The following is a 23,579-nucleotide window of genomic DNA, read 5'->3' as shown; positions in this document are numbered from 1 at the left end:
GCCCCTCATAATCGCCCCGTCATGGATCTGAACTCGCCCCTGTTCGACCGCATCCGCATCCGGCCCTCGTGCGACGAGCCGAAGAAGGCCGCGGGCCCGGCCTGCGACCGGCCGGGCTGCACCCAGCCGGGGCTCCACAAGGCGCCCAAGGGGCGCAAGCAGGAGGGCCAGTACTGGCGCTTCTGCATGCAGCACGTGCGCGAGTACAACGCGTCCTACAACTACTTCGACGGGATGAACGACGCGGCCGTCCAGGCCTACCAGAAGGACGCGGTGATCGGGCACCGGCCGACCTGGGCGATGGGCGTCAATCCCGGCGGAAAGACCGGTGCGAAGCCCGACGCCCCACAGCGCGACTGGGACTACGTCGACCCCCTCGGCATCCTGCGCGGCGAGGGCGCGGGCCCGGCCGCCTCGCGCCGTGCCCGGGCCGAACCGCCGCCGCCGCGGTACTCGGCCCCGGTGCGCAAGGCGCTTGACGTGCTTGGCCTCGACGAGAGCGCCGATTCGGCCGCCATCAAGGCGCAGTACAAGGTGCTGGTGAAGCGCTTCCACCCCGACGCCAACGGCGGCGACCGTTCGTTCGAGGACCGCCTGCGCGACATCATCAAGGCGCACGACACCCTGCGGGGCGCGGGCCTGTGCTGAGGCCGACCCCGGACGCGAGGCCGACCCAGGACGCGAGGCCGGCCCCGGACGCGAGGCCGGCATCGGCCCTGCGCCGGGCACGGATCTCGCATCCCTGATCCGTTGCGAAGGGGGGGGGTCGAAACACGGCGCCTGCCCCATATATCCGGGTCAGGCACGTTTGCGCCGGCTTCCCCCGCAGCTTAAGGACAAGCGGCGCCCGCCGGTCTCCTCCGCGCCGTCGCGACATTCGCAGGCCGCCCATGCCGGGCCGGCCTGCCCCGACGAGGCTCCGTATGCTTGCTGAAGACACGCCACCCGCACTCCCGGACACGACCGTCTCGGTGCGCAAGGTGTTCGGGATCGATTCGAATCTCGAGGTCCCGGCCTTCTCGGCCACCGACGAGCACGTGCCGGATCTCGATCCGGACTACCTGTTCGATCGCGAGACCACCCTGGCGATCCTGGCGGGCTTCGCCCGCAACCGCCGGGTGATGATCACCGGGTATCACGGCACCGGCAAGTCCACCCACGTCGAGCAGGTCGCGGCACGCCTGAACTGGCCCTGCATCCGCATCAACCTCGACAGCCACGTCTCGCGCATCGATCTCGTCGGCAAGGACGCGATCGTGCTGAAGGACGGCAAGCAGGTCACCGCCTTCCAGGACGGCATCCTGCCCTGGGCGCTGCAGAACAACGTTGCGCTCGTCTTCGACGAGTACGATGCCGGCCGGCCGGACGTGATGTTCGTGATCCAGCGCGTGCTCGAAGTGTCGGGCCGCCTGACGCTGCTCGACCAGAAGCGGGTGATCCGGCCCCATCCCGGCTTCCGCCTGTTCGCCACCGCCAACACGGTCGGCCTCGGCGACACCTCGGGCCTGTATCACGGCACCCAGCAGATCAACCAGGGCCAGATGGACCGCTGGTCGATCGTCACCACGCTCAACTACCTGCCGCACGATCGCGAGGTCGACATCGTGCTCTCCAAGGCGCCGCATTACCGCGGCGAGGGCGGGCGCGACATCGTCAACAAGATGGTGCGCGTGGCCGACCTCACCCGCAACGCCTTCATCAACGGCGACCTTTCGACCGTGATGAGCCCGCGCACGGTGATCACCTGGGCCGAGAACGCCGACATCTTCAACGATATCGGCTTCGCGTTCCGGGTCACCTTCCTCAACAAGTGCGACGAGCTGGAGCGTGCGCTGGTGGCCGAGTTCTACCAGCGCTCCTTCGGCAAGGAGCTGCCCGAGAGCGCGGTCAACGTCGCGCTGAGCTGACGGCGCCGGACCCATCGTCCGCCGGCCAGGCCCGGCTCCGCTGCGCGAGCGCCCCGTCGGGGTGCCCGCGCAGCGGAGCCGGCTCGGGCCGGGACGGCGATGGTGCCCTCCGGGCGCTCGTGCGGCAGGCCTCGATGCTGCACCCCCTCGACCTCGACTCGCTGAAGAAGTAGCCGCGCCATGTCCATCTCCAACCGCAAGCCCGGCGAGAAGCGCGAGTCCGTCGCCGAGCCGCTGAAGCGCTCGGTGGCCGGGACGCTGCGGGCCATCGCCCGCAAGGCCGAGATCGAGGTCACCTTCGCGACCGACCGGCCGGCGCTCACCGGCGACAAGGCCCGCCTGCCCGAGCCGCCGCGCAAGCTCTCCCCCGGCGACGTCGCGATCCTGCGCGGCCACGCCGATTCGATGGCGCTCCGCCTCGCCTGCCACGACAACACCGTCCACCGCCGCCTCGCGCCCGAGAACGCCGCCGCCCGCGCGGTGTTCGATGCCGTCGAGCAGGCCCGGGTCGAGGCGATCGGCTCGCGCCGCATGGCGGGCGTGGCCGGCAACCTCACGGCGATGCTGGAGGACCGCTACCACCGCGGCGGCAAATACGAAGAAATCACGGACCGGGCCGATGCGCCGCTGGAAGATGCGGTCGCCCTGATGGTGCGCGAGCGCCTGACCGGCCAGGCCCCGCCGCCTGCCGCGCAGCGCATCGTCGGATTGTGGCGCGAGTTCATCGAGGACCGGGCCGGGCGCAACCTCGACGGCCTGATGGGCAACCTTGAAGACCAGCGCGCCTTCGCCCGCTCGGTGCGCGACCTCCTCTCCTCCCTCGACATGGCGGACGAGGCCCCCCTCGACCCCGACGACGAGGAGAACGACGACGAGAACGAGGCCGAGTCCGACGAGCAGCAGGCTGGCGAGGGCGAGGCGGAGCAGCAGAGCCAGGGCGACCGGGCCGAGATGGAGGTCTCGGACGAGGCCTCCGACGAGATCGAGGAAGGCGCCACCGAGGCCGCCGACGCGCCGTCGGGCGAGTTGCCGGAAGATGCCGAGGACGCCGATTCGGAGGAGGCCTCCGAGTCGTGGCGCCCGCCGGGCCCGCGGGCCAACGAGCCGCGGGGCCCGGACTACAAGGTCTTCTCCCAGAAATACGACGAGGTCATCCACGCCGAGGATCTGTGCGACGCCGATGAGCTGGCGCGCCTGCGCTCCTACCTCGACAAGCAGCTCGCCCATCTCCAGGGCGTGGTCGGGCGCCTCGCCAACCGCCTGCAGCGGCGGCTCCTGGCGCAGCAGAACCGCGCCTGGGAGTTCGACCTGGAGGAAGGCCAGCTCGATCCGGCCCGCCTCGTGCGCGTCGTGATCGACCCCTACCAGCCGCTCTCGTTCAAGCACGAGAAGGACACGAATTTTCGCGATACGGTCGTCACCCTGCTCCTCGACAATTCGGGCTCGATGCGCGGCCGGCCGATCACGGTCGCGGCGACCTGCGCCGACATCCTGGCCCGCACGCTCGAGCGCTGCGGCGTCAAGGTCGAGATCCTCGGCTTTACCACCCGGGCCTGGAAGGGCGGGCAGTCGCGCGAGGCCTGGCTGCAATCAGGCAAGCCGCCGACCCCGGGGCGCCTCAACGATCTGCGCCACATCGTCTACAAGTCGGCCGACGCGCCGTGGCGCCGGGCGCGCAAGAATCTCGGGCTGATGATGCGCGAGGGCCTGCTCAAGGAGAACATCGACGGCGAGGCCCTGGATTGGGCCCACAAGCGCCTGCTCGGCCGGCCCGAGCAGCGCCGCATCCTGATGGTGATCTCCGACGGCGCCCCGGTCGACGACTCGACCCTGTCGGTCAATCCGGGCAACTACCTGGAGCGGCACCTGCGCTACGTGATCGACGAGATCGAGACCCGCTCGCCGGTGGAGCTTCTGGCCATCGGCATCGGCCACGACGTGACCCGCTACTACCGCCGGGCCGTCACGATCATCGACGCCGAGGAGCTCGGCGGCGTGATGACCGAGAAGCTGGCGGAACTGTTCGAGGAGGATGGCGGCGCGGCGCCGAGGCGCAGGATGGCGGCGGGCGGGCGGCGCTGACTGTCGGCGCCTTTCTCCGAGCCTGATCGACGTTCGCCGATCGATCGGGCGCAACCCCCTCAAACTCGCTACGTCATCCTGGGGCTCGCCGCAGGCGAGAACCCGGAATCCATAACCGCTGGCCGTGCAAGAACCAGACGATCGGCGTTCCGCGTCCTCCTTATACCGTCAGCGATGATGGATCCCGGGTTCCGCTGCGCGGCCCCAGGATGACGACGGAGGGCATGAAGTTCGCTGGTGAACCCAGACGACCCGAAAAATCGTTTCGATAGCCAATGCGAAAAACCCCCGGGCGCCATGGGCGCATCCGGGGGTTTTTCGTGGGTCTTGCGTGACGAAGGAGGCGCCGGGCGCCTCCACCGCGAAAAGAAATCAGGCCGCCTCGGCGAGCTTCTTCTCGATCTCGCGCTTCAGCAGGCGGGCGTTCTGCGACAGGTCGGTCTCGCCGGCCTTGATCAGGAACGCATCGAGGCCGCCGCGGTGCTCGACCGTGCGCAGGGCGTTCGCCGAGACGCGCAGGCGCACCGAGCGGCCGAGCGTGTCCGAGAGCAGGGTGACGTTGCACAGGTTCGGGAGGAACCGGCGCTTGGTCTTGTGGTTCGAGTGGCTCACGAGGTGGCCGGTGAGCACCCCCTTACCGGTGAGCTCGCAGCGACGCGACATGGTCTTCAATCCTCAACTGGTCTTCGTTCGGCGAGGGACCACGCAACGCGAGAGCCGGGTGTGCAGCGCACCCCGGCCTGAACCGGACCCCGCGAAGTCCCTGGAAAGCACGCGCCTATAGAAGGAGAAGGCGGGTCCCGTCAAGGCAAGACCCTCCGATCGCGAGGGGCGCAGGGCCTCGGCGGGTACTGGTGTCGCAGCACGCGGGTGTTCCGGTCAAGGCGTCGAAGGGACGCCGACCGCGCCGGGGCCTGCCGGGGGCACGGGGCCGCGCCCGCGAGACGATCCGTTAACCCTAACCGCGCCACGATAGGGACAGATTCTCCCCGCCTCCTCGGCGGCAGGCGACGGCGATCGAGATCGGTTCCCGCATGCGTTCCAAGGCCTCTTTCCCCAAGGCCTCCTTCCTCAAGGCCGCTCTCCCGACCAGGGCCCTCCTCTCGCTGGCCCTCGCGGCGGCATTCGCCCTGCCGGCCGGCGAAGCGAGCCCGGCCAAGGCCGCGCGGAGCCGCGCGCCGAAGGCCGGCGAGACCGCCGTCACGGTCGATTACGGCATCATGCTGGCCGGCGTGCCGATCGGCACCGCGCAGGTGACGGGGGCGGTCGAGGGCCAGCGCTACACGATGGACGTCAGCGCCCGGCTCACCGGGCTCGTCGGGGCGATCACCGGCGGCTACGGCTCGGGCCGGGCGAGCGGCACGGTCGCGAGCAAGCCGGTGCCCGCCGCCTTCGCGCTCGCGTCCCACAGCGCCAGCGCCTCGATCACCGTGCGGATGGCGCTCGCCCGCGGCAACGTGGTGGCCTCCGACATCGCCCCCCCGCTGGTGCCCGACCCCGAGCGGGTCACCGTCAGCGAGGTGCACAAGCGCGGCGTCATCGACCCGGTGAGCGCCCTGATGATGCCGGCCCAGGGGCGCGGCGAGCTCATCGACCCGCAGAACTGCAACCGCACCATCCCGGTCTTCGACGGCGCGAGCCGGTTCAACGTCGTGCTGAGCTACGGCGAGACCCGCAGCGTGCAGAAGCCCGGCTATGCCGGCCCGATCCTGGTCTGCAACGCCCGCTACCAGCCGATCGCCGGCCACCGGCCCGACCGGCCGGGGGTGAAGTTCATGGAGGACAACACCGAGATGTCGGTGTGGCTCGCCCCCGTCGAGGGGACGCGGGTGCTGCTGCCCCTGCGCATCGCGGTGCGCACTCAGCTCGGCCTCAACATCATCGAGGCGACGCGCTGGTCGCGCAGCGGGCAAGGGCCGGCCGAGGCGGTCGCGCAGGCCGCCGCCCAGACTGCGGAGCCCCCGACGGACGGGCGCTGAGCGCCGATGCGCACGCTCGCCCTCCTGCTCCTGCTGATCGCGCCGCTCCCGGCCCTAGCGAACGGGCCCGATTGCGGCGGCGACGCCTATTCCTCCGCCACGGTCGGGCCCAACCCGCCGGGCCCCCTCACGGCGGTGCCGGATACGCTCTGCGCCGATCTCGAACCCGGGCCGGCCGCCGGCACGCGGATCGAGGTCATCGCCCCCGGCCTGGCGCCGGACCCCTACGGCGATCGGCCGCCGCCATATGGCGATCGGTACGCCCCCGCCCCATATGGAGGGAGGCCGCCGCTCGGGCCGCGCCCGCCCTACGGTCGCGGCCCGGAGCGCTGACGGGGCCGCGGCGCGATCCTCGGCGCCGTGAAGCCCGACACGACGCGGCGGCCGCGCCGGAGCCCTTCGCCAGGGCCGCCGGAGGGCCTCCCGCCAGGTCCCCGGAGAACCCGGTTCCGCCCCCGGCCCCGAGGACCTCAGCCCAGCCCGATGACGCGCCGCTCCCTCTCACCGCAGGCCCGCTTGCGCGGCGCCACGGCGGTGCTCGGTCCGACCAATACCGGCAAGACCCACCTCGCCATCGAGCGGATGCTCGGCCACCCGACCGGCATGATCGGCCTGCCGCTGCGGCTGCTCGCCCGCGAGGTCTATCATCGCGTGGTCGAGCGGGTCGGTCCCGAGCGGGTCGCCCTCGTCACCGGCGAGGAGAAGATCAAGCCGAACCGGCCGAGCTACTGGATCTGCACCGCCGAGGCGATGCCGCGGGACAACGAGGTCGATTTCGTCGGCATCGACGAGATCCAGCTCGGCGCCGACCGCGACCGCGGCCACACCTTCACCGACCGCCTGCTGCACCAGCGCGGCCGCGAGGAGACGCTGCTGATCGGCTCGGCCACGATGGAGCCGCTGGTCAAGGCGCTGATCCCGGGCATCCATGTGACCACCCGCCCGCGCCTGTCGCAGCTGAGCTTCGCCGGCAGCCGCAAGCTCTCGCGCCTGCCCCAGCGCAGCGCGATCGTGGCGTTCTCGGCGGAAGAGGTCTACGCCATCGCCGAATTGCTGCGGCGCCAGCGCGGCGGCGCCGCGGTGGTGCTCGGCGCCCTCTCGCCCCGCACCCGCAACGCCCAGGTCGAACTCTACCAGTCCGGCGAGGTCGATTACCTGGTGGCGACCGACGCGGTCGGGATGGGGCTCAACCTCGACGTCGACCACGTCGCCTTCGCGTCGAACCGCAAATACGACGGCACGCGCTTCCGCGACCTCTCCCCGTCCGAGATGGCGCAGATCGCGGGACGCGCCGGGCGCCACCTGCGCGACGGCACCTTCGGCACCACCGGGCGGTGCCCGGCCCTCGACGCCGAGATGGTCGAGGCGCTGGAGAGCCACACCTTCGAGCCGTTGCGGATGCTGCAATGGCGCAATCCCGACCTCGACTTCCGCTCGGTCGACGCGCTGCGCCGCAGCCTCGGCGAGCACCCGAGCGAGCGCGGGCTCACCCGGGCGCCGACCGGCGACGACGAGGCGGCCCTCGATCTCCTCGCCAAGGAGGACGACATCCGCGACTACGCCACGTCGCGCAGCGCGGTCGAGCGGCTGTGGCAGGTCTGCGGCGTACCGGATTACCGCAAGTCGGCGATCCAGACCCATGCCGACCTCATCGCCCAGCTCTTCCGCTTCCTGATGCGCGGCATGGCCGGGCGGATCCCGGTCGACTGGTTTTCCCAGCACGTCGCCCTGGTCGACCGCACCGACGGGGACATCGACGCCCTGTCGCAACGCATCGCCCATGTGCGCACCTGGACCTTCGTGGCGAACCGACCCGACTGGCTCGCCGACCCGGAGCATTGGCAGGGCGAGACGCGTCGGGTAGAGGACAGGCTGTCCGACGCCCTGCACGAGCGGCTGGCGAGTCGATTCGTCGATCGGCGCACCAGCGTGCTGATGCGGCGCCTGAGAGAGAATACCATGTTGGAAGCTGAGATCACCGCGGGCGGCGACGTGACGGTCGAGGGACAGCACGTCGGCCACCTGCACGGATTCCAGTTCGTGCCGGATCCCGGTGCCGAGGGCCAGGAAGCCAAGACCCTGCGCAGCGCCGCCGAGAAGGCGCTGGCGAGCGAGATCGAGGCGCGGGCCGACCGGTTCGCCGCCGCGGCGGACGCGGCGCTGGTGCTCTCGAACGACGGCACGATCCGCTGGACCGGCAACCCGGTCGCCAAGCTGGTCCCGGGCGAGAAGCTCTACGCCCCGGGCCTGCGGCTGCTCGCCGACGAGCAGCTCACGGGTGCGGCCCGGGAGAAGGTCGAGGCCCGCCTCGACGCCTGGCTCAAGGCCCACATCGTGCGGCTGCTGGGTCCGGCCCTCGAGCTCGAGACCGCCGCCGACCTGACCGGGCTCGCCCGCGGCATCGGCTTCCAGGTCGCCGAGGCGCTGGGCGTGCTGGAGCGCGCCAAGGTCCTCAACGAGATGCGCAGCCTGGACCAGGACGGTCGCGGGGCCCTGCGCAAGCACGGGGTGCGCTTCGGCGCCTACCACATCACCATGCCGGCCCTGCTGAAGCCCGCGCCGCGCACGCTGGCGGCGCAGCTCTGGGCGCTGCAGAATGGCGGCCTCGACCAGCGCGGTCTCGACGAGATCGCGCATCTCGCCGGCTCCGGCCGCACCTCGATGCCGGTCGATCCCGAGATCGCCAAGGGCCTCTACCGCGCCGCCGGCTTCCGGGTCTGCGGCGGCCGGGCGGTGCGCGTCGACATCCTCGAGCGCCTGGCCGACCTGATCCGCCCGGCGATCGCCTACGTGCCCGGCACCACCCCGGGCGAGCCGCCTCCGGGCACCGCCGACAAGGACGGCTTCGTGCCGACCGTCGGCATGACCTCGCTGGTCGGCTGCTCGGGCGAGGATTTCGCCTCGATCCTGAAGTCGCTGGGCTACGTCGTCGACCGCCGGCCCGGCCCGGCCATCACGGTCGCCCTGCGCCCGTCCGCCCCGACGGTGCCGGTGCAGCCGAAGACCGCCGAGACAGGGACGGACGGCGAGACCGGCGAGCCGGCACAGGAGGCCGCGGAGCAGGAGGGCGCCCCTCGGGAGACCGAGGCCCAGGACGGTTTCGACCACGGCAACCCGGCGCCCGAGGCCATATCCGCCGAGGCGGCGCCCGAGGAGGCTCAGACCGCCGACGCTCCTGTCGAGGCCGCGGCGCAGACCGGGGAGTCGCCCGCCGAGGCGGCCGCTCCGGAGGAGGCCGTTTCCGCCGAAGAAGCCAAGCCGGACGACCGCGCGGTCGAGGAGACTCAGGTCGAGGACGCCGTGACCGCGGCGCCCGAGGCCGAGGGGAATGCCGACGTCGCGGAGTCGGTCGCGGCCGCCGAGACGGCGCCGGATGCTGCGGACGCCGAGGTCCCCGGCGAGACCGCCCCGGAACAGGCGAGCGGCGAGGCCGCCGCAGAGGCCGAGCCGGTCGTGATCGAGGTGTGGCGGATGCACCGCCACCAGCGCAACCACGCCCCGCGTCACCAGGGCCGCGGCCGCCCGCAGGACGGCCAGGGCCCGCGCGAGGGCCAGCAGCGCGACCGCTTCCGCGGTGTCCCGCGCCAGGACCAGCGTCCCGAGGGCGGCGAGGGCGCACAAGGCGAGCAGCGGGCGAACCGCTCCGGCCCGCGCGACGGGCAGCGCTGGGGCGACCGGCGCCCGGCGGAGAACCGTGCCGCCGGCGAGGGTGGTCGGCCCGAGGGTCGCTTCGAGGGTCGCGGCGGCGAGAACCGCGGCGGCGCCCGCGACGGGCGTCCCCCGCGCGGTCCGCATCCGGGCGGGCGCGACGGCAATCGTCCGCCGCAGGACCGCCGGGACGGCGCTCCCCGCGGCGGCATGCACGACGCCCGGCCGCCGCGGCGCGAGCGCGCCCCGGACCCGGATTCGCCCTTCGCCAAGCTCCTCGCCCTCAAGGCGCAGATGGAGTCGCGGGACGGCGACAAGCGATGATCGGCCCACGGTGACCGGCGATGCGTGAGGACCGCCAGCGGCTCGACAAGTGGCTGTGGTTCGCACGCTTCGCCAAGACGCGCTCGCTGGCTGCTCGCCTGATCGAGGACGGCTACGTCCGGGTGAACGGCCAGCGCGCCGACGCGCCGTCGAAGGCCCTGGCGGTGGGCGACGTGGTCACCGTCGCGGCCCAGCACGTCACGGCAGCGGTGCGGGTTCGGGACCTCGGGATGCGCCGGGGCCCGGCGCCCGAGGCGCGGGGGCTCTATACGGACCTGTCCGCGGATCCCGGAGACGACCCGGCGGGCGGGTCGCTCGCCGGCCGAGCCGGCTGAGGCCCGAAAGCGTGACGGGAAGGCGACGCCGGGCGGCAACGCGACGTCCCCTGCCACGGTTCGGCTTGCAAGCCCGCCCGGCCGGGTCTAAGGCCCGCCCCATACGTCCGGGCGCCGCGCGCGAGCGCCCTCTCCGCTGTCGAGGTTTCACCGGCCCATGACCTACGTCGTCACCGACAACTGCATCAAGTGCAAGTACATGGACTGCGTGGAGGTGTGTCCGGTCGACTGCTTCTACGAAGGCGAGAACATGCTCGTCATCCACCCGGACGAGTGCATCGATTGCGGCGTGTGCGAGCCCGAGTGCCCGGCCGAGGCGATCAAGCCCGATACCGAGCCGGGCCTCGAGAGCTGGCTGAAGCTGAACGCCGACATGGCGAAGGGCTGGCCGAACATCACCCAGAAGAAGCCCGCGCCGGCCGACGCCAAGGAGTGGGACGGCAAGACCGGCAAGCTCGAGGCGCATTTCTCGGCCAACCCGGGCTCGGGCGACTGAGAGCGACTGACGCCGGGCGGCGGCTGCGGGGAAGAAACCTCTTCCCTCGTCGCATGGCCGCCCTGCAATTGCATCGCCAAGCTGGTGAAAGATGGTGCAAGGTGCCCGCGTCTCCACGCCGGGCGCCTGAATTTTTTTGATTTTAGGGCCTCTTCGTGCTAGCTTCCTGATTGCCGTCGCTTACGTCCGACGTGCTGCCCTCGACCACCGAGCGGGATTTCATCGATGGGGCGACGGGGCATGCGACCAGCCGTGGTGGATCCTATCCCGCCTGCGGCGCGTTCGGACGTTCCTTAGCTATGGTTTGACAGGGACTGGCGGGCGCTCCTTCGGGGACGTCCGGCAGGCGCGTATTTTTCGCCGGGCGCCCTGACCCGGATGAATGATCCGGTCGCGGACATTGCCGCGAACGGTGACCTGGAGGCCACCCCCGCATGACGACCGCCAAGAAGACGACAGCTGCCCGGCAGGGTTTCAAGACCGGCGAAGCGGTCGTGTATCCGGCTCACGGCGTCGGCCGCATCACGGCCATCGAGGAGCAGGAGATCGCCGGCTACAAGCTCGAGCTGTTCGTGGTGTCGTTCGAGAAGGACAAGATGGTCCTGCGGGTCCCGACCGCCAAGGCGAATTCGGTCGGCATGCGGAAGCTCGCCGAGCCCGAGCTGGTCAAGAAGGCGCTCGACGTGCTCACCGGCCGCGCCCGGGTGAAGCGCACGATGTGGTCGCGCCGCGCCCAGGAATACGAAGCGAAGATCAATTCCGGCGACCTGATCGCCGTCACCGAGGTGGTGCGCGACCTCTACCGCTCCGACGCCCAGCCCGAGCAGTCCTATTCCGAGCGTCAGCTCTACGAGGCGGCCCTCGACCGCGTCGTGCGCGAGATCGCGGCGGTGAACCGCATCACCGACACCGAGTCGCTCAAGCTCATCGAGCAGAGCCTCGCCAAGTCGCCGCGCCGTGCGAAGGGCGCCGAAGCCGAGGCAGAGGCCGACGGGGAGGACGTCCAGGACGAGGCCGAGGCCGCCTGAACGTCCCCACCTGCATCGAGATGAAACGAAAGCCCGGCCTAGTGCCGGGCTTTCGCGTTTTCCGACCGTCGTCGCGCGCCCCATCCTCCCGCCGGGTCGACAACGGCTGCCCTCTCCCGATCAGTCCGACGGCACTCCACCCGGCGCTCCGCCGCCATCGTCGTGCCCACGACGGAATCGTGCCCCCGCAGGATTTTTTCGCAATGCGGGAACCGATGACCATCTCGTGCCGTTGTCGCAGGCCTTGCGGTGCAACGGGCGCGCTCCATGCCGCGCCCCGGCCACATCGCGACACACAGCGCTCACCAACGTGGCGGAGGCGGGGATGGCGGAAATCGCAGGCATACGTCGGCAGTTCGTGCGGGTCGCGATGGACGCGCCGTTCCTCGAGCGGGAAGAGGAGCGCGGTCTCGCCGTCCGCTGGAAGGACGACCGCGACGAGCGGGCGTTGCACCGGCTGATCTCCGCCCACATGCGTCTGGTGATCGCCCTGGCGGGCCGGTTCCGCCATTACGGCCTGCCGATGGCCGATCTCGTTCAGGAAGGCCATGTCGGCCTGATGGAGGCCGCGGCCCGCTTCGAGCCGGAGCGGGAGGTACGCTTCTCGACCTACGCGACTTGGTGGATCCGCGCCTCGATCCAGGACTACATCCTGCGCAACTGGTCGATCGTCCGCGGCGGCACCTCTTCGGCCCAGAAGGCCCTGTTCTTCAATCTCCGTCGCCTGCGCGCGCGGCTGATGCAATCGACCGACGAGCGCGTCGGCGACGAGATCCACCGCCGCATCGCCACCGCCATCGGCGTCTCCCGCGATGACGTGGCGCTGATGGATGCCCGCCTCTCCGGCCCCGACATGTCCCTCAATGCCCCGATCGGCGACGATGGCGACGCCTCGGCCGAGCGGGTCGACTTCCTGGTCGACAACGCACCACTTCCCGACGAGACCGTCTCCGATGCCGTCGACGGCGAGCGGCGCCTGACGTGGCTCCGTCAGGCCCTCACCGTCCTGTCGGAGCGCGAGTTGCGCATCCTGCAAGAGCGGCGCCTCGCGGAGGATCAGGCGACCCTGGAAGCCCTCGGTCATCGCCTCGGCATCTCCAAGGAGCGCGTCCGCCAGATCGAGAACCGTGCCCTCGAGAAGCTTCGCCGCGCGCTGGCCGAGCGCTTTCCGCAATCGAACGCTGGCATGAACGCCTACGTCTGACACGCTTCGCTCCAGACAGCCGTTCGATCTGCCACTCGCGCCGACACCCTCCATCGTCATCGCATGATCCGCTTTTGCGGCGTGCGATGACGATGGAGGGTGCCGGCGCGTTTATGGGCGCTTGAGAGCGGCCTTGGTTCGGTGATCGACCGCCCTCGTGACGCGACGCCCGTTTCAGGTGGCGAAGGCGGCTTTTCTCAACCGACGACGACCCTCGCGTCGTGCGCGCCCTCCTCGACCGCCCAGGCGAGCCGCGCCCCATCGGACAGCAGCCGCGACTCGGCCCGCAGCGACAGACCGGCCCGGGCGAGCCGCCAAGCCGTGCCGTCCGCGATCGGCCGGACCGAACGGGGTTCGGCGATCAGCCCTTCGCCGGTCGCCTTCAGGAAGGCTTCCTTCACCGACCAGAGTTCGAGGGCCTGCCGTGGTCGGGCGCCCGCCGGCAGGCCGCGATAGGCGTCGAGTTCCGCCGGGTGCAGGAAGACCGGCGCGACCCCGTCCCAATCCACCGGCCGGGCCGCTCCCTCGACATCGACGCCGATTCGTCCCTCCGCCGACAGTCCGACGGCAACCCAGCCGCCGCCATGGCTGAGATTCACGTCCAGGTCGGACCGTCCGGGCAGGAACGGCCGGCCGTCGCCATCCCGCGCCAGGACGATCTCGGCGGGGTCGCGGCCGAGATGGCCGCCGACGAGATGACGCAGGAGCCCATGGGCCGCCTCGCGCTCGTGCCGGTCCCGTGGTTGCAGGAAGCGGGCGATGCGGGCGACCTCGTCCGGCGGCAGCGCCCGGCGCGAGGCCGGCAGATCGGCCGTCACGCGGCCGGCCGGTGCGGCCACGACCAGGGTTCCGCCGGCATAGGCGAGGGTCGAGAGATCCGTCATCCGCCACACCTCATCCACGGCCGGCCCTCGGCATGACCCCGCTAAAGCACGGGTGGGCGGCGCGCGTCACGCCTCCTGGGCGTCGTAGAGGGCGGCGAGCTCGACCTCGTCCAGGGTGATGCCGCGGGGCGCCAGCTGCTCGGCGAAGTGGCGCGAGGCGAAGGCGATGAAGCTGCGGGTCTTGGCCGGCAGCAGCCGGGAGGTGGTGACGATGGAAACCGGGCTCGGAGTGCCGCGCCAATCCGGCAGCACCCGCTCCAGGCGCCCGTCCTCGACGTCCTGCTCGACGTCGATCACCCGCAGGAGCGCGATGCCGCGGCCGGATGCGGCGAAGCGCCGGGCCATCGCCTGAGAGTTGCTGGAAACGGTGGCGCCGACCGAGACCGACACCGTCCGGTCGTCGGACTGGAGCGGCCAGGCGTTCGAGGCGCTCGGCGCTCCGACCACCACCGCCTGATGCCGCGCGAGGTCCGCCGGGGCGTCGGGTCTGCCGGCCCTGTCGAGGTAGTCGGGGGCGGCGAAGAGGCCGTTCTCGAGTTCCGCCACCTTGCGGGTGATCATCGAGGTCTCCCGCGGCATCCCGACCGCGAGGGCGAGGTCGTAGCCGTCCTGGGCGAGGTCGACGAGATGGGGCCAGAGGTCGAGGTGAACCCGCACCTGGTCGAAGCGCAGGGAATAATCCGCCGCGACGGCCGAGAGGTGGTGCATCACCCAGGGGTCCGGCGGCGCCGCGATCTTGAGCAGGCCGCTCGGCCCCTTGGCCTGCGCGATCAGCTCGTCGAAGGTGCGCTGCGCCTCCTCCACGAGGCGCGTCGCCTGCTCGTAATAGGCCTCGCCGTGCGGGGTCAGGACGAGCTTGCGGGTGGTCCGGTCGAGCAGGCGCAGGCCGATCGCGGTCTCGAACTGGGTGATGCGCCGCGAGAGGGAAGAGATCGGCACGTCGAGCGCGACGGCGGCCTGGCTGAAACTCTTCCGCTTCGCGACCTCGACGAAGAGCGCCATGTCGCGAAGGACTTGCGGGTGGGCCAAGCGGAAACCTCCGGGTAGCGGGCGGTGCGCGCAGCGGCGCGACCGAACCATCTATCCTCTAGATGATATGGCGCAACTCTAGATAATGGAACTCGGCGCGGACGTAAGGTTCGATTTTTGCGCTTCGCCCCTCCGTACGAGGGGCAAACGACGCCGACCGTCGACCGGAAGCCGGCAACGCAACTCCGGCCTGCACAACCTTGCCTGCAACCGTATCGGCGGATCCATGGCGGGCCCGGTTGACGCAGGCCACCTCGGCGGGGCAACACCGCCGCGCCGGCGCGGATGACGCGGCGTCGGCGGACCGGAGCCCTGCATGTCCCATCCCGTCTCGCCGCTCGCGCCCAAGCACCAGCCTGCCCTGCCGCCGATCGCCGGCGTGCGCCTCGCCACCGCGCAGGCCGGCATCCGCTACCGCGGCCGCACCGACGTGCTCCTGGTGCTGCTCGATCCGGGCACCCGGGCCGCAGGCGTCTTCACCCGCTCGAAATGCCCCTCGGCGGCGGTCGATTGGTGCCGCGAGACCCTGCGCGGCGGCCAGTCGGCCCGGGCGCTGGTGGTCAATTCCGGCAATGCCAACGCCTTCACGGGCCTCAAGGGCCGCGACTCGGTGCGGCTCACCGCCGAGATCGCCGGCAAGGCCGCGGGCTGCGCCCCGGGCGAGGTCTTCATCGCCTCGACCGGCGTGATCGGCGAGCCCCTCGACGCGACCAAGTTCGACGGCGTGCTGGCCGAGTGCGCCGGGCGCACCGGTCCCGGGGCCGAGCGCTGGACCGAGGCGGCCAGCGCCATCATGACCACCGACACCTTCCCGAAGCTCGCCACCCGCCGGGTGTCGATCGGCGGGACCACGGTGACGATCAACGGCATCGCCAAGGGCGCCGGCATGATCGCCCCCGACATGGCGACGATGCTCTCCTTCGTGTTCACCGACGCCGACCTGCCGGCCCCGGTGCTGCAGGCGCTCCTGACCAAGGGCGTCGCCACGAGCTTCAACTGCTGCACGGTCGACGGCGACACCTCGACCTCCGACACCCTGATGCTGTTCGCCACCGCCAAGGCCGGCAACGCCCCGGTCGACTCGGTCGAGGACCCGGCGCTGGCCGAGTTCGCCGCCGCCCTCGACGACCTCCTCGCCGAGCTCGCCCAGCTGGTGGCCCGCGACGGCGAGGGCGCGCGCAAGTTCGTCACCGTCGAGGTCGGCGGCGCCACCGACGACGCCTCCGCCCACCGGATCGCGATGTCGATCGCCAACTCCCCCCTGGTGAAGACCGCGGTGGCGGGCGAGGACGCCAATTGGGGCCGGGTGGTGATGGCGGTCGGCAAGGCCGGCGAGCCCGCCGACCGCGACCGGCTGGCGATCTGGTTCGGCGACGTGCGCGTCGCCGTCGAGGGCGCCCGCGATCCCGGCTACGACGAGGAGGCCGCCTCCGCGGCGATGCGCGGCGACGCGGTGACGATCCGGGTCGATCTCGGCCTCGGCGCCGGCCGGGCCCGGGTCTGGACCTGCGACCTCACCAAGGCCTATGTCGAGATCAACGGGGATTACCGCTCGTGAGGGCGGCGACCGCCGGGTTCCTCGCGCTCCTCCTCGCCGGACCCGCCTTCGCCGACGAGCCGCCGGGCCGCATCGGCGTGATCGGGCGGGCGAGCCGCGAGGTGGCGCCGGACTTCGCCACGGTCGAGGTCGCGGTCGAGAGCCGGGGAGCGACGCCCACCGCCGCCCTGGACCAGAACTCGGCGGCCGCCCGCAAGGTGGTGGAGCTCGCCGGCGAGTTCGGCATCACCGGGCCGGACCTCGCCACCGCCGCCGTGTCCCTGCGCCCCGCCACCAAGACGGTGCGCGACCCCGGCGGCCAGATGCGTGACGTGCCCGACGGCTATCAGGCTACCAACGCGGTCAGCGTCCGGGTGGGCGACCTCAAGCGCCTCGGCGCCCTGATGCGGCGCCTGCTCGACGGCGGCGCCGACCGGATCGGCGGCGTCGCCTTCGGCCTGACGGATCCCGGCCAGGCCGAGAATGCCGTCCGGGCCGACGCGGTGCGGGACGCCAAGCGCCAGGCCGAGACCCTGGCCGCGGCCGCGGGCCTGCGGCTCGGCCGCCTCGAAAGCCTCGTCTCGCCGCCCCGCCAGGGCGCCGCGATGCCGATGCAGGCCCGCGCCTTCGCGGCCAAGGGCGTGCCGGGCGGCCTCGCGGTGCCGGTCGAGCCCGGCACCCTGACGGTCGAGGCGAGCGTCGAGGCCACCTACGCGGTCGCGCCCTGACGGGGCGCGATCTCTCCGACGTTCCTCCCCGCGCGAGCCCGCCATGGCCGATCCCTTGAAGCTCCTCCTCGTCGTGGCGGTCGCCCTCGTCGACCCGGACGGGCGCGTGCTGCTGGCCCAGCGCCCGCCGGGCAAGAGCCTGGCGGGCCTGTGGGAGTTTCCCGGCGGCAAGATCGAGCCCGGCGAGCGGCCGGAGGAGACGCTGATCCGGGAACTGGCGGAGGAACTCGGCATCACCGTGAAGGAGGCGTGCCTCGCCCCCCTCACCTTCGCCAGCCACGCCTACGAGAGCTTCCACCTGCTGATGCCGCTCTACGTCTGCCGGCGCTGGGAGGGATTGGCCCGGCCGCAGGAGGGACAGGCGCTCAAATGGGTGCGGCCGCGCGACCTCGCGAGCTATCCGATGCCCCCGGCCGACCTGCCGCTGCTGCCGGCGCTGGTGGATCTGCTCGGCCCGTAGGAGTCGGGGCGTCGCAGCCTGCCCTGGTCGGCGGAACTGGGTCGACATGCTTTCGGCCATCCGAGGGCCGCGAAAGCAGAGCCCGGAACCGCGGAGCGTCGAGGACAGAACAGCCGAGGTACAGATTCACAGCCTAGCGGCCGCGTATCTCGATCCCGGGCCCCGCTTCGCGGCCCCGGACTGACGGCGGGCGTGCTTCTGCCGTCGAACCCATCGACCATGCCCGCGGACGTCGGAGCGACTGCCCGGCTCGGCCCGCCCGATCCTCAGCGCGGGTTCGGGTCCATCGGATCGACACCGCCCGGCTTCGGACCGTCGTTGGTCGGGAAGAACCGGCGCGACGGCGTCTGGCGCGGCTGGACCGGCGTGCCGCGCAGCGGCTCGACATCGACCTGGCCCTGGCGGTTGACCTGTCGGGCGCGGGGCGCCTCGTCGCCGCCGCGGGCCTGCTCGCGGCGCTTGCGGCCCTCGGGCTTGGCGGCGGCCACCGGCGCGTCCTCCTGCTCCTTCGGCTCGGCGATCAGGTCGGTGCCGCCTTTGCAGTCGACCAGCCACACGTCGTAGATCGGGTGCTCGATGGCGTGCAGACCCGGGCTCGAGGCGAACATCCAGCCGGTGAAGATGCGGCGGTACTTGTTCTCGAGCGTGACCTCGTCGACCTCCAGGAAGGCGGTGGTCTTGGCGCTCTCGGTCGGGGGCCGGGTGTAGCAGACCCGCGGGGTGAGCTGGAGCGCGCCGAACTGCACCGTCTCGTCGACCGCCACCTCGAAGGAGACGGTGCGGCCGGTGATCTTGTCGAGGCCGGCGAACACGGCGGTCGGGTTGCGGATCTTGTCGGCCCGAGCCGGCCCGGAGGACAGCGCGCCGCCCAGAAGGGCACCGCCCAGAACGACACCGCGAAGGAGCAGGAAGGCGCCCGCGGCGCGGCGTGCGGTCATGCGGCTCAAAACCCAATCGCTCCCGGCTCGAAGTTCGGCGGCCCACACGGAGCCCAGGCCGGCCGGTCGCGCCGGCACGGCCACGCGTGCGGGCCCCGTCGGCCCGCCCGCGATAGACACAAGGAGGATGGTGGAAAAAGGGCGGCTATTCGCCCGGGACCCACGGCACGTAGTCGCCGGTCGCCGCCGGCCGCTGGCCGTAGGAGAGCTGCGAGCCCCGCGGGCGGTAGGCCGCGACCGTGCCGGTGAGGTTCTCCTCGTGCGGCTTCTGCCACTCGCGCGGGATGTAGGTCTCCTCGGAGGGCGGCACGTCGGTGGCGTGGCAGAGCCAGCCGCGCCAGCCGGGCGGCACCTTCGAGGCGTCGGCGTAGCCGTTGTAGATCACCCAGCGGCGCTCGGAGCCGACCGAGGCGTCGATCAGCGGGCCCTGCGCCCGGTAGTAGCGGTTGCCGAGTTCGTCCTCGCCCACGAAGCTGCCGCGGCGCTTGGTGTAGAACTCCAGGCTGACGGTCGAGCCGCTCCACCAGGTGAAGATCCGAAGCAGGGTGTCTTTCAGCGCCATCGCGACCGTCTCTCTCGCGGGGAGCCCCCGGGAATGGGAGGTCCGGCCCCCCGTCGTCGCGCGGGACTATGGTGAGATGGCCCCCGGATGTCCAGCGCGTCCCGCGCCGCAACACGATTCCCCGCGCAGCGGCGGCAGCCGACCCGGTCGTGTCGCCGAAAGTGGCCGGAAATCCTCACCCGGCTGTGAACAAGTCCGGGCCCGGACGCGGTGCGGCCTGTGGGTGGCGGTGGACGCGAAGCGATTCTCCCAAGCCGGAAGCGCGCTTAGCCGGGGGCGTCGCGCTATCCACAGGAATCCGCCCGTCGACACAACATATAGCGAGGAACGGAGTCAGCCGACACAAGTTATTGACGGGAAGCCACCGAGATCGGTAGTTTCCAGACGACAGGACGGGCGGCTCCTCGAGGGGGCGTCGCGGCTCGTCCGCCGAATTCCTACGCGCCCCGCCCTTCCCTTGTAACCGGCGGACCCCGCATGCATGCGGGCGGTCCCCGGCTGTTCGTGACCGGAGAGTATCCCATGCGGTTCGAGCGTCGCATCACCACCGCGGGGCAGTCGCCCTACGCCAGCATCCCGTTCCGCAAGGCGGTGAGCGAGATCCGCAACCCGGACGGCTCGGTGGTCTTCCGCCTCGACGGCATCGACGTGCCGGAGGCCTGGAGCCAGGTCGCCTGCGACGTGCTGGCCCAGAAGTATTTTCGCAAGGCCGGCGTCCCGGCGGCCCTGAAGAAGGTCGAGGAGAACGGCGTCCCGTCCTTCCTGTGGCGCTCGGTCCCCGACGAGGCGGCGCTCGCCGCCCTGCCCGAGGGCGAGCGGACCGGCTCCGAGACCTCGGCGACCCAGGTCTTCGATCGCCTGGCCGGCTGCTGGACCTACTGGGGCTGGAAGGGCGGCTACTTCTCGAGCGAGGAGGATGCGAGCGCGTTCCACGACGAGCTGCGCGCCATGCTCGCCCGCCAGATGGTGGCGCCGAACTCGCCGCAATGGTTCAACACCGGCCTGCACTGGGCCTACGGCATCGACGGCCCGGCGCAGGGGCACTTCTACGTCGACTACAAGACCGGTGAGCTGACCCAGTCGGCCTCGGCCTACGAGCACCCGCAGCCCCACGCCTGCTTCATCCAGTCCGTCGCCGACGACCTCGTCAACGAGGGCGGCATCATGGACCTGTGGGTGCGCGAGGCCCGCCTGTTCAAGTACGGCTCGGGCACCGGCTCGAACTTCTCCCGCCTGCGCGGCGAGAACGAGAAGCTCGGCGGCGGCGGCAAGTCGTCGGGCCTGATGAGCTTCCTCAAGATCGGCGACCGGGCGGCCGGCGCCATCAAGTCCGGCGGCACGACGCGCCGCGCCGCCAAGATGGTGATCGTCGACATCGACCACCCGGACGTCGAGGCCTTCATCGACTGGAAGGTCAAGGAGGAGCAGAAGGTCGCCGCCCTCGTCACCGGCTCCAAGGTGGTGTCCAAGCACCTCAAGGCGGTGATGAAGGCCTGCGTCAACTGCGAGGCCGCGGGCGACGCCTGCTTCGATCCCGACCGCAACCCGGCGCTCAAGCGCGAGGTCAAGGCCGCCCGCAAGGTGATGGTGCCGGATGCCGCGATCAAGCGGGTGATCCAGTACGCCCGCCAGGGCTACACCGACATCGCGTTCCCGATCTACGACACCGACTGGGATTCCGAGGCCTACCTCACGGTCGCCGGCCAGAACTCGAACAACTCGGTCTCGCTGACCGACGACTTCCTGCGGGCGGTCGACGCGGATGCGGAGTGGTCACTCACCCACCGCACCACCGGCAAGGTGGCGAAGACCGTCAAGGCGACCGAGCTGTGGGACAAGATCGCGGAGGCCGCCTGGGCCTCGGCCGATCCGGGCCTGCACTTCAACACCACGATGAACGACTGGCACACCTGCCCGTCGGGCGGCCGGATCCGGGCCTCGAACCCGTGCTCCGAGTACATGTTCCTCGACGACACCGCCTGCAACCTCGCCTCGGCGAACCTGCTGGCGCTCTACGACCGCTCGGCCAAGAGCTTCGACGTCGAGGGCTACGAGCACCTGTGCCGGCTCTGGACCGTGGTCCTCGAGATCTCGGTGCTGATGGCGCAGTTCCCGAGCCGCGAGATCGCCGACCTCTCCTACAAGTACCGGACGCTGGGCCTCGGCTACGCCAATATCGGCGGCCTCCTGATGACCATGGGCCTGCCCTACGATTCCCGCGAGGGCCGGGCGATCGCCGGTGCGCTCACCGCCATCATGACCGGCGTGTCCTACGCCACCTCGGCCGAGATGGCGCGCGAGCTCGGGCCGTTCCCGGCCTACGAGGAGAATGCCGACGCGATGCTGCGGGTGATCCGCAACCATCGCCGGGCCGCCCACGGCGAGGCCACGGGCTACGAGTTCCTCAACACCGATCCGGTGCCGCTCGACCATGCCGGCTGCCCCGTGGATGCGCTCGTCGAGCACGCCAAGGCGGCCTGGGACCGGGCGCTGGCGCTCGGCGAGGAGCACGGCTTCCGCAATGCCCAGTCCACTGTCATCGCGCCGACCGGCACGATCGGCCTCGTCATGGATTGCGACACTACCGGCATCGAGCCCGACTTCGCCCTGGTGAAGTTCAAGAAGCTCGCCGGCGGCGGCTACTTCAAGATCATCAACCGGGCGGTGCCGGATGCCCTGCGCACGCTCGGCTACCGCGAGGCCGAGATCGCCGAGATCGAGGCCTACGCCGTCGGCCACGGCTCGCTGGGCCAGGCGCCGGCGATCAATCCGGGCTCGCTCCGGGCCAAGGGCTTCACCGACGAAAAAATCGCGGCGGTGGAGGCGGGCTTGAAGTCGGCCTTCGACATCAAGTTCGTGTTCAACCGCTGGACCCTGGGCGAGGACTTCCTGACCCAGACCCTCGGCGTGCCGGCCGACAAGCTCGCCGATCCGTCCTTCGACCTGCTGACCTTCCTGGGCTTCAGCCGCAAGGACATCGAGGCCGCCAACGTCCATGTCTGCGGGGCGATGACGCTCGAGGGCGCGCCGCACCTGAAGGTGGAGCATTACGCGGTCTTCGACTGCGCCAATCCGTGCGGCCGGATCGGCAAGCGCTACCTCTCGGTCGAGAGCCACATCCGCATGATGGCGGCGGCGCAGCCCTTCATCTCGGGGGCGATCTCCAAGACCATCAACATGCCGAACGACGCCACGGTCGAGGATTGCAAGAACGCCTACCGGCTGTCCTGGACCCTGGCGCTCAAGGCCAACGCCCTCTACCGCGACGGCTCGAAGCTGTCGCAGCCCCTCAACTCCGCCCTCGTCAGCGACGAGTCGGACGACGAGGAGGATGCGGTCGAGGCCCTTCTGGCGCAGCCGGCGGTCGCCAAGACCGTGGCGGTGACCGAGAAGATCGTCGAGCGGATCGTCGAGCGCGTCGAGCGCCTGCGCTCCCAGGAGAAGCTGCCGAGCCGCCGCAAGGGCTACACCCAGAAGGCCAAGATCGGCGGCCACACCATCTTCCTGCGCACCGGCGAGTACGACGACGGGCGGCTGGGCGAGATCTTCCTCGACATGAACAAGGAGGGCTCGGCGCTCCGGGCCTTCATCAACAACTTCGCCATCTCGGTCTCGCTCGGCCTGCAATACGGCGTGCCGCTGGAGGAGTACGTCGACGCCTTCACCTTCACCCGGTTCGAGCCGGCCGGCTTCGTGCAGGGCAACGACGCGATCAAGAACGCCACCTCGGTGCTCGACTACGTCTTCCGCGAGCTGGCGATCTCGTATCTCGGCCGCAACGACCTCGCCCATGTCGACCTCTCCGAGCTCGGCAACACGGCGACCGGCGTCGCTCCGGCCAAGCCCAACGCCGCCGAGGCCGCGACCAGCACCAACGTCTCCCGCGGCCTGCTGCGGGGATCGAGCGACCGGCTGACCCTGATCCACGGCGGTCCCGCCGGCACCACCCCGGGCGTCGCCGCGCCGGTCACCGGCCAGTCGGCCCCGGCCGGCGGCACCGTCCATGCGGTGCGGGGTGCGGTGGCGCTCAAGACCGAGCCGAGCCTCGCCGGCAAGGTCGAGGCGCTGGCCGAGGCCCTGCCCTTCGCCAAGCCCGAGGCGGCTCCCGCCGGCCGCAGCGTCTCGGACCGCCGCGCCGAGGCGAAGATGAAGGGCTATGTCGGCGAGGCCTGCCCGGAATGCGCCAACTTCACCCTGGTGCGGAACGGGACCTGCCTGAAGTGCGACACCTGCGGCTCGACGACCGGCTGCAGCTGAGATCGGCTCGCGCCGAGGGATCGGGCTCCGGCGCAGGCCGGGGCCCGTCCCCCGGTGGCGGACGACCCGATATGAGCGCATGAACGGGCCGCATCCGCATGGATGCGGCCCGTCGTGCATGCGACAGGGCCGGATTCGATCGTCGCCATGCCCGCCCGCGCCATGCCCCCCGCGCCATGCC

19 protein-coding genes are annotated in these 23,579 nt (G+C 71.2%); 14 read left to right on the top strand and 5 right to left on the bottom strand.

The annotated features are described in order from the left end of the window. Positions 1-21: 21 nt before the first annotated feature. From QR78_RS16475 to cobT, 3 genes are all read left to right on the top strand, one after another. Complete coding sequence (locus QR78_RS16475; RefSeq protein WP_048428635.1) at positions 22-648, top strand: J domain-containing protein; 627 nt, start codon at positions 22-24, stop codon at positions 646-648. Between the two features lie 275 nt (positions 649-923). Continuing rightward, positions 924-1,907, top strand: coding sequence for a cobaltochelatase subunit CobS (gene cobS, locus QR78_RS16470; RefSeq protein ID WP_048428634.1), 984 nt, complete (start codon positions 924-926; stop codon positions 1,905-1,907). 180 nt (positions 1,908-2,087) lie between these two features. Further along, positions 2,088-3,989: a cobaltochelatase subunit CobT gene (cobT, locus tag QR78_RS16465; RefSeq protein ID WP_048428633.1), complete on the top strand. Its 1,902-nt coding sequence runs from the start codon at positions 2,088-2,090 to the stop codon at positions 3,987-3,989. A gap of 372 nt (positions 3,990-4,361) precedes the next feature. Here the strand turns inward: cobT and rpmB are convergent, their stop codons facing one another. Further along, positions 4,362-4,652: a 50S ribosomal protein L28 gene (gene rpmB, locus QR78_RS16460; RefSeq protein WP_048428632.1), complete on the bottom strand. Its 291-nt coding sequence runs from the start codon at positions 4,650-4,652 to the stop codon at positions 4,362-4,364. A 371-nt stretch (positions 4,653-5,023) separates the two neighbouring features. Here rpmB and QR78_RS16455 point away from each other — a divergent pair, with 371 nt between their 5' ends. The 7 genes from QR78_RS16455 (at position 5,024) to QR78_RS16425 (ending at position 13,003) form a co-directional block, all read left to right on the top strand. Then, entirely contained in the window at positions 5,024-5,968 is a 945-nt protein-coding gene (locus tag QR78_RS16455) for a DUF3108 domain-containing protein (RefSeq protein WP_082171514.1), read from the top strand. Positions 5,969-5,974: 6 nt separating this feature from the next. After that, on the top strand, positions 5,975-6,301 hold the full coding sequence (locus QR78_RS16450) for a hypothetical protein (protein ID WP_048428631.1): 327 nt from the start codon (positions 5,975-5,977) through the stop codon (positions 6,299-6,301). A 150-nt stretch (positions 6,302-6,451) separates the two neighbouring features. Further along, positions 6,452-9,940, top strand: a complete 3,489-nt coding sequence (locus QR78_RS16445) for a helicase-related protein (RefSeq protein WP_048428630.1) — start codon at positions 6,452-6,454, stop codon at positions 9,938-9,940. A gap of 20 nt (positions 9,941-9,960) precedes the next feature. Beyond that, entirely contained in the window at positions 9,961-10,275 is a 315-nt protein-coding gene (locus tag QR78_RS16440; protein ID WP_048428629.1) for an RNA-binding S4 domain-containing protein, read from the top strand. Positions 10,276-10,432: 157 nt separating this feature from the next. Continuing rightward, the gene (fdxA, locus tag QR78_RS16435; protein WP_048428628.1) at positions 10,433-10,771 is read left to right on the top strand and encodes a ferredoxin FdxA; all 339 of its coding nucleotides are present in this window, start codon (positions 10,433-10,435) and stop codon (positions 10,769-10,771) included. Positions 10,772-11,205: 434 nt separating this feature from the next. Then, positions 11,206-11,799: a CarD family transcriptional regulator gene (locus QR78_RS16430; RefSeq protein WP_048428627.1), complete on the top strand. Its 594-nt coding sequence runs from the start codon at positions 11,206-11,208 to the stop codon at positions 11,797-11,799. A 325-nt stretch (positions 11,800-12,124) separates the two neighbouring features. Beyond that, positions 12,125-13,003, top strand: coding sequence for an RNA polymerase factor sigma-32 (locus tag QR78_RS16425; RefSeq protein ID WP_048428626.1), 879 nt, complete (start codon positions 12,125-12,127; stop codon positions 13,001-13,003). Between the two features lie 197 nt (positions 13,004-13,200). Here the strand turns inward: QR78_RS16425 and QR78_RS16420 are convergent, their stop codons facing one another. Next, positions 13,201-13,905: a 4'-phosphopantetheinyl transferase family protein gene (locus tag QR78_RS16420; RefSeq protein WP_244276231.1), complete on the bottom strand. Its 705-nt coding sequence runs from the start codon at positions 13,903-13,905 to the stop codon at positions 13,201-13,203. 48 nt (positions 13,906-13,953) lie between these two features. Then, complete coding sequence (locus QR78_RS16415) at positions 13,954-14,916, bottom strand: LysR family transcriptional regulator (protein ID WP_048428624.1); 963 nt, start codon at positions 14,914-14,916, stop codon at positions 13,954-13,956. Positions 14,917-15,232: 316 nt separating this feature from the next. Between QR78_RS16415 and argJ the strand changes: the two genes are divergently transcribed. From argJ to QR78_RS16400, 3 genes are read left to right on the top strand one after another with little or no spacing between them, the layout of a single operon-like run. Further along, positions 15,233-16,474 (top strand): bifunctional glutamate N-acetyltransferase/amino-acid acetyltransferase ArgJ, encoded by a 1,242-nt coding sequence (gene argJ, locus QR78_RS16410; RefSeq protein ID WP_048428623.1) that lies wholly within the window; start codon positions 15,233-15,235, stop codon positions 16,472-16,474. Next, positions 16,471-17,181, top strand: coding sequence for an SIMPL domain-containing protein (locus QR78_RS16405; protein ID WP_048428622.1), 711 nt, complete (start codon positions 16,471-16,473; stop codon positions 17,179-17,181). Before argJ ends, QR78_RS16405 begins: the two co-directional genes overlap by 4 nt. Positions 17,182-17,224: 43 nt before the next feature. Further along, positions 17,225-17,641 carry a (deoxy)nucleoside triphosphate pyrophosphohydrolase gene (locus QR78_RS16400; RefSeq protein WP_048428621.1) on the top strand — a complete coding sequence of 139 codons (417 nt, stop codon included), beginning with the start codon at positions 17,225-17,227 and terminating at the stop codon, positions 17,639-17,641. 266 nt (positions 17,642-17,907) lie between these two features. Here QR78_RS16400 and QR78_RS16395 read toward each other — a convergent pair whose 3' ends face one another. Next, positions 17,908-18,579, bottom strand: coding sequence for a DUF2155 domain-containing protein (locus tag QR78_RS16395; protein WP_048428620.1), 672 nt, complete (start codon positions 18,577-18,579; stop codon positions 17,908-17,910). Positions 18,580-18,724: 145 nt separating this feature from the next. Further along, positions 18,725-19,141, bottom strand: a complete 417-nt coding sequence (locus QR78_RS16390; protein WP_082172168.1) for an NADH:ubiquinone oxidoreductase subunit NDUFA12 — start codon at positions 19,139-19,141, stop codon at positions 18,725-18,727. 522 nt (positions 19,142-19,663) lie between these two features. Here QR78_RS16390 and QR78_RS16385 point away from each other — a divergent pair. Beyond that, positions 19,664-23,398 carry a vitamin B12-dependent ribonucleotide reductase gene (locus QR78_RS16385; RefSeq protein WP_048428619.1) on the top strand — a complete coding sequence of 1,245 codons (3,735 nt, stop codon included), beginning with the start codon at positions 19,664-19,666 and terminating at the stop codon, positions 23,396-23,398. The last annotated feature ends 181 nt before the right edge of the window (positions 23,399-23,579 follow it).

This window comes from Methylobacterium indicum, assembly GCF_001043895.1.
Taxonomy (GTDB): domain Bacteria; phylum Pseudomonadota; class Alphaproteobacteria; order Rhizobiales; family Beijerinckiaceae; genus Methylobacterium; species Methylobacterium indicum.
Note: the sequence above shows the minus strand (reverse complement) of the source record. Positions and strands in the feature narration are given on the sequence as shown.

Excerpts from the sequence above, each read along its gene's own strand:
- fdxA (WP_048428628.1), top strand. The coding sequence starts at position 10,433 with ATGACCTACGTCGTCACCGACAACTGCATCAAGTGCAAGTACATGGAC.
- QR78_RS16395 (WP_048428620.1), bottom strand. The coding sequence starts at position 18,579 with ATGACCGCACGCCGCGCCGCGGGCGCCTTCCTGCTCCTTCGCGGTGTC.
- QR78_RS16390 (WP_082172168.1), bottom strand. The coding sequence starts at position 19,141 with ATGGCGCTGAAAGACACCCTGCTTCGGATCTTCACCTGGTGGAGCGGC.
- cobS (WP_048428634.1), top strand. The coding sequence starts at position 924 with ATGCTTGCTGAAGACACGCCACCCGCACTCCCGGACACGACCGTCTCG.
- argJ (WP_048428623.1), top strand. The coding sequence starts at position 15,233 with ATGTCCCATCCCGTCTCGCCGCTCGCGCCCAAGCACCAGCCTGCCCTG.
- QR78_RS16430 (WP_048428627.1), top strand. The coding sequence starts at position 11,206 with ATGACGACCGCCAAGAAGACGACAGCTGCCCGGCAGGGTTTCAAGACC.
- QR78_RS16400 (WP_048428621.1), top strand. The coding sequence starts at position 17,225 with ATGGCCGATCCCTTGAAGCTCCTCCTCGTCGTGGCGGTCGCCCTCGTC.
- cobT (WP_048428633.1), top strand. The coding sequence starts at position 2,088 with ATGTCCATCTCCAACCGCAAGCCCGGCGAGAAGCGCGAGTCCGTCGCC.
- QR78_RS16455 (WP_082171514.1), top strand. The coding sequence starts at position 5,024 with ATGCGTTCCAAGGCCTCTTTCCCCAAGGCCTCCTTCCTCAAGGCCGCT.
- QR78_RS16475 (WP_048428635.1), top strand. The coding sequence starts at position 22 with ATGGATCTGAACTCGCCCCTGTTCGACCGCATCCGCATCCGGCCCTCG.
- QR78_RS16445 (WP_048428630.1), top strand. The coding sequence starts at position 6,452 with ATGACGCGCCGCTCCCTCTCACCGCAGGCCCGCTTGCGCGGCGCCACG.
- rpmB (WP_048428632.1), bottom strand. The coding sequence starts at position 4,652 with ATGTCGCGTCGCTGCGAGCTCACCGGTAAGGGGGTGCTCACCGGCCAC.
- QR78_RS16385 (WP_048428619.1), top strand. The coding sequence starts at position 19,664 with ATGCGGTTCGAGCGTCGCATCACCACCGCGGGGCAGTCGCCCTACGCC.
- QR78_RS16425 (WP_048428626.1), top strand. The coding sequence starts at position 12,125 with ATGGCGGAAATCGCAGGCATACGTCGGCAGTTCGTGCGGGTCGCGATG.
- QR78_RS16440 (WP_048428629.1), top strand. The coding sequence starts at position 9,961 with ATGCGTGAGGACCGCCAGCGGCTCGACAAGTGGCTGTGGTTCGCACGC.
- QR78_RS16450 (WP_048428631.1), top strand. The coding sequence starts at position 5,975 with ATGCGCACGCTCGCCCTCCTGCTCCTGCTGATCGCGCCGCTCCCGGCC.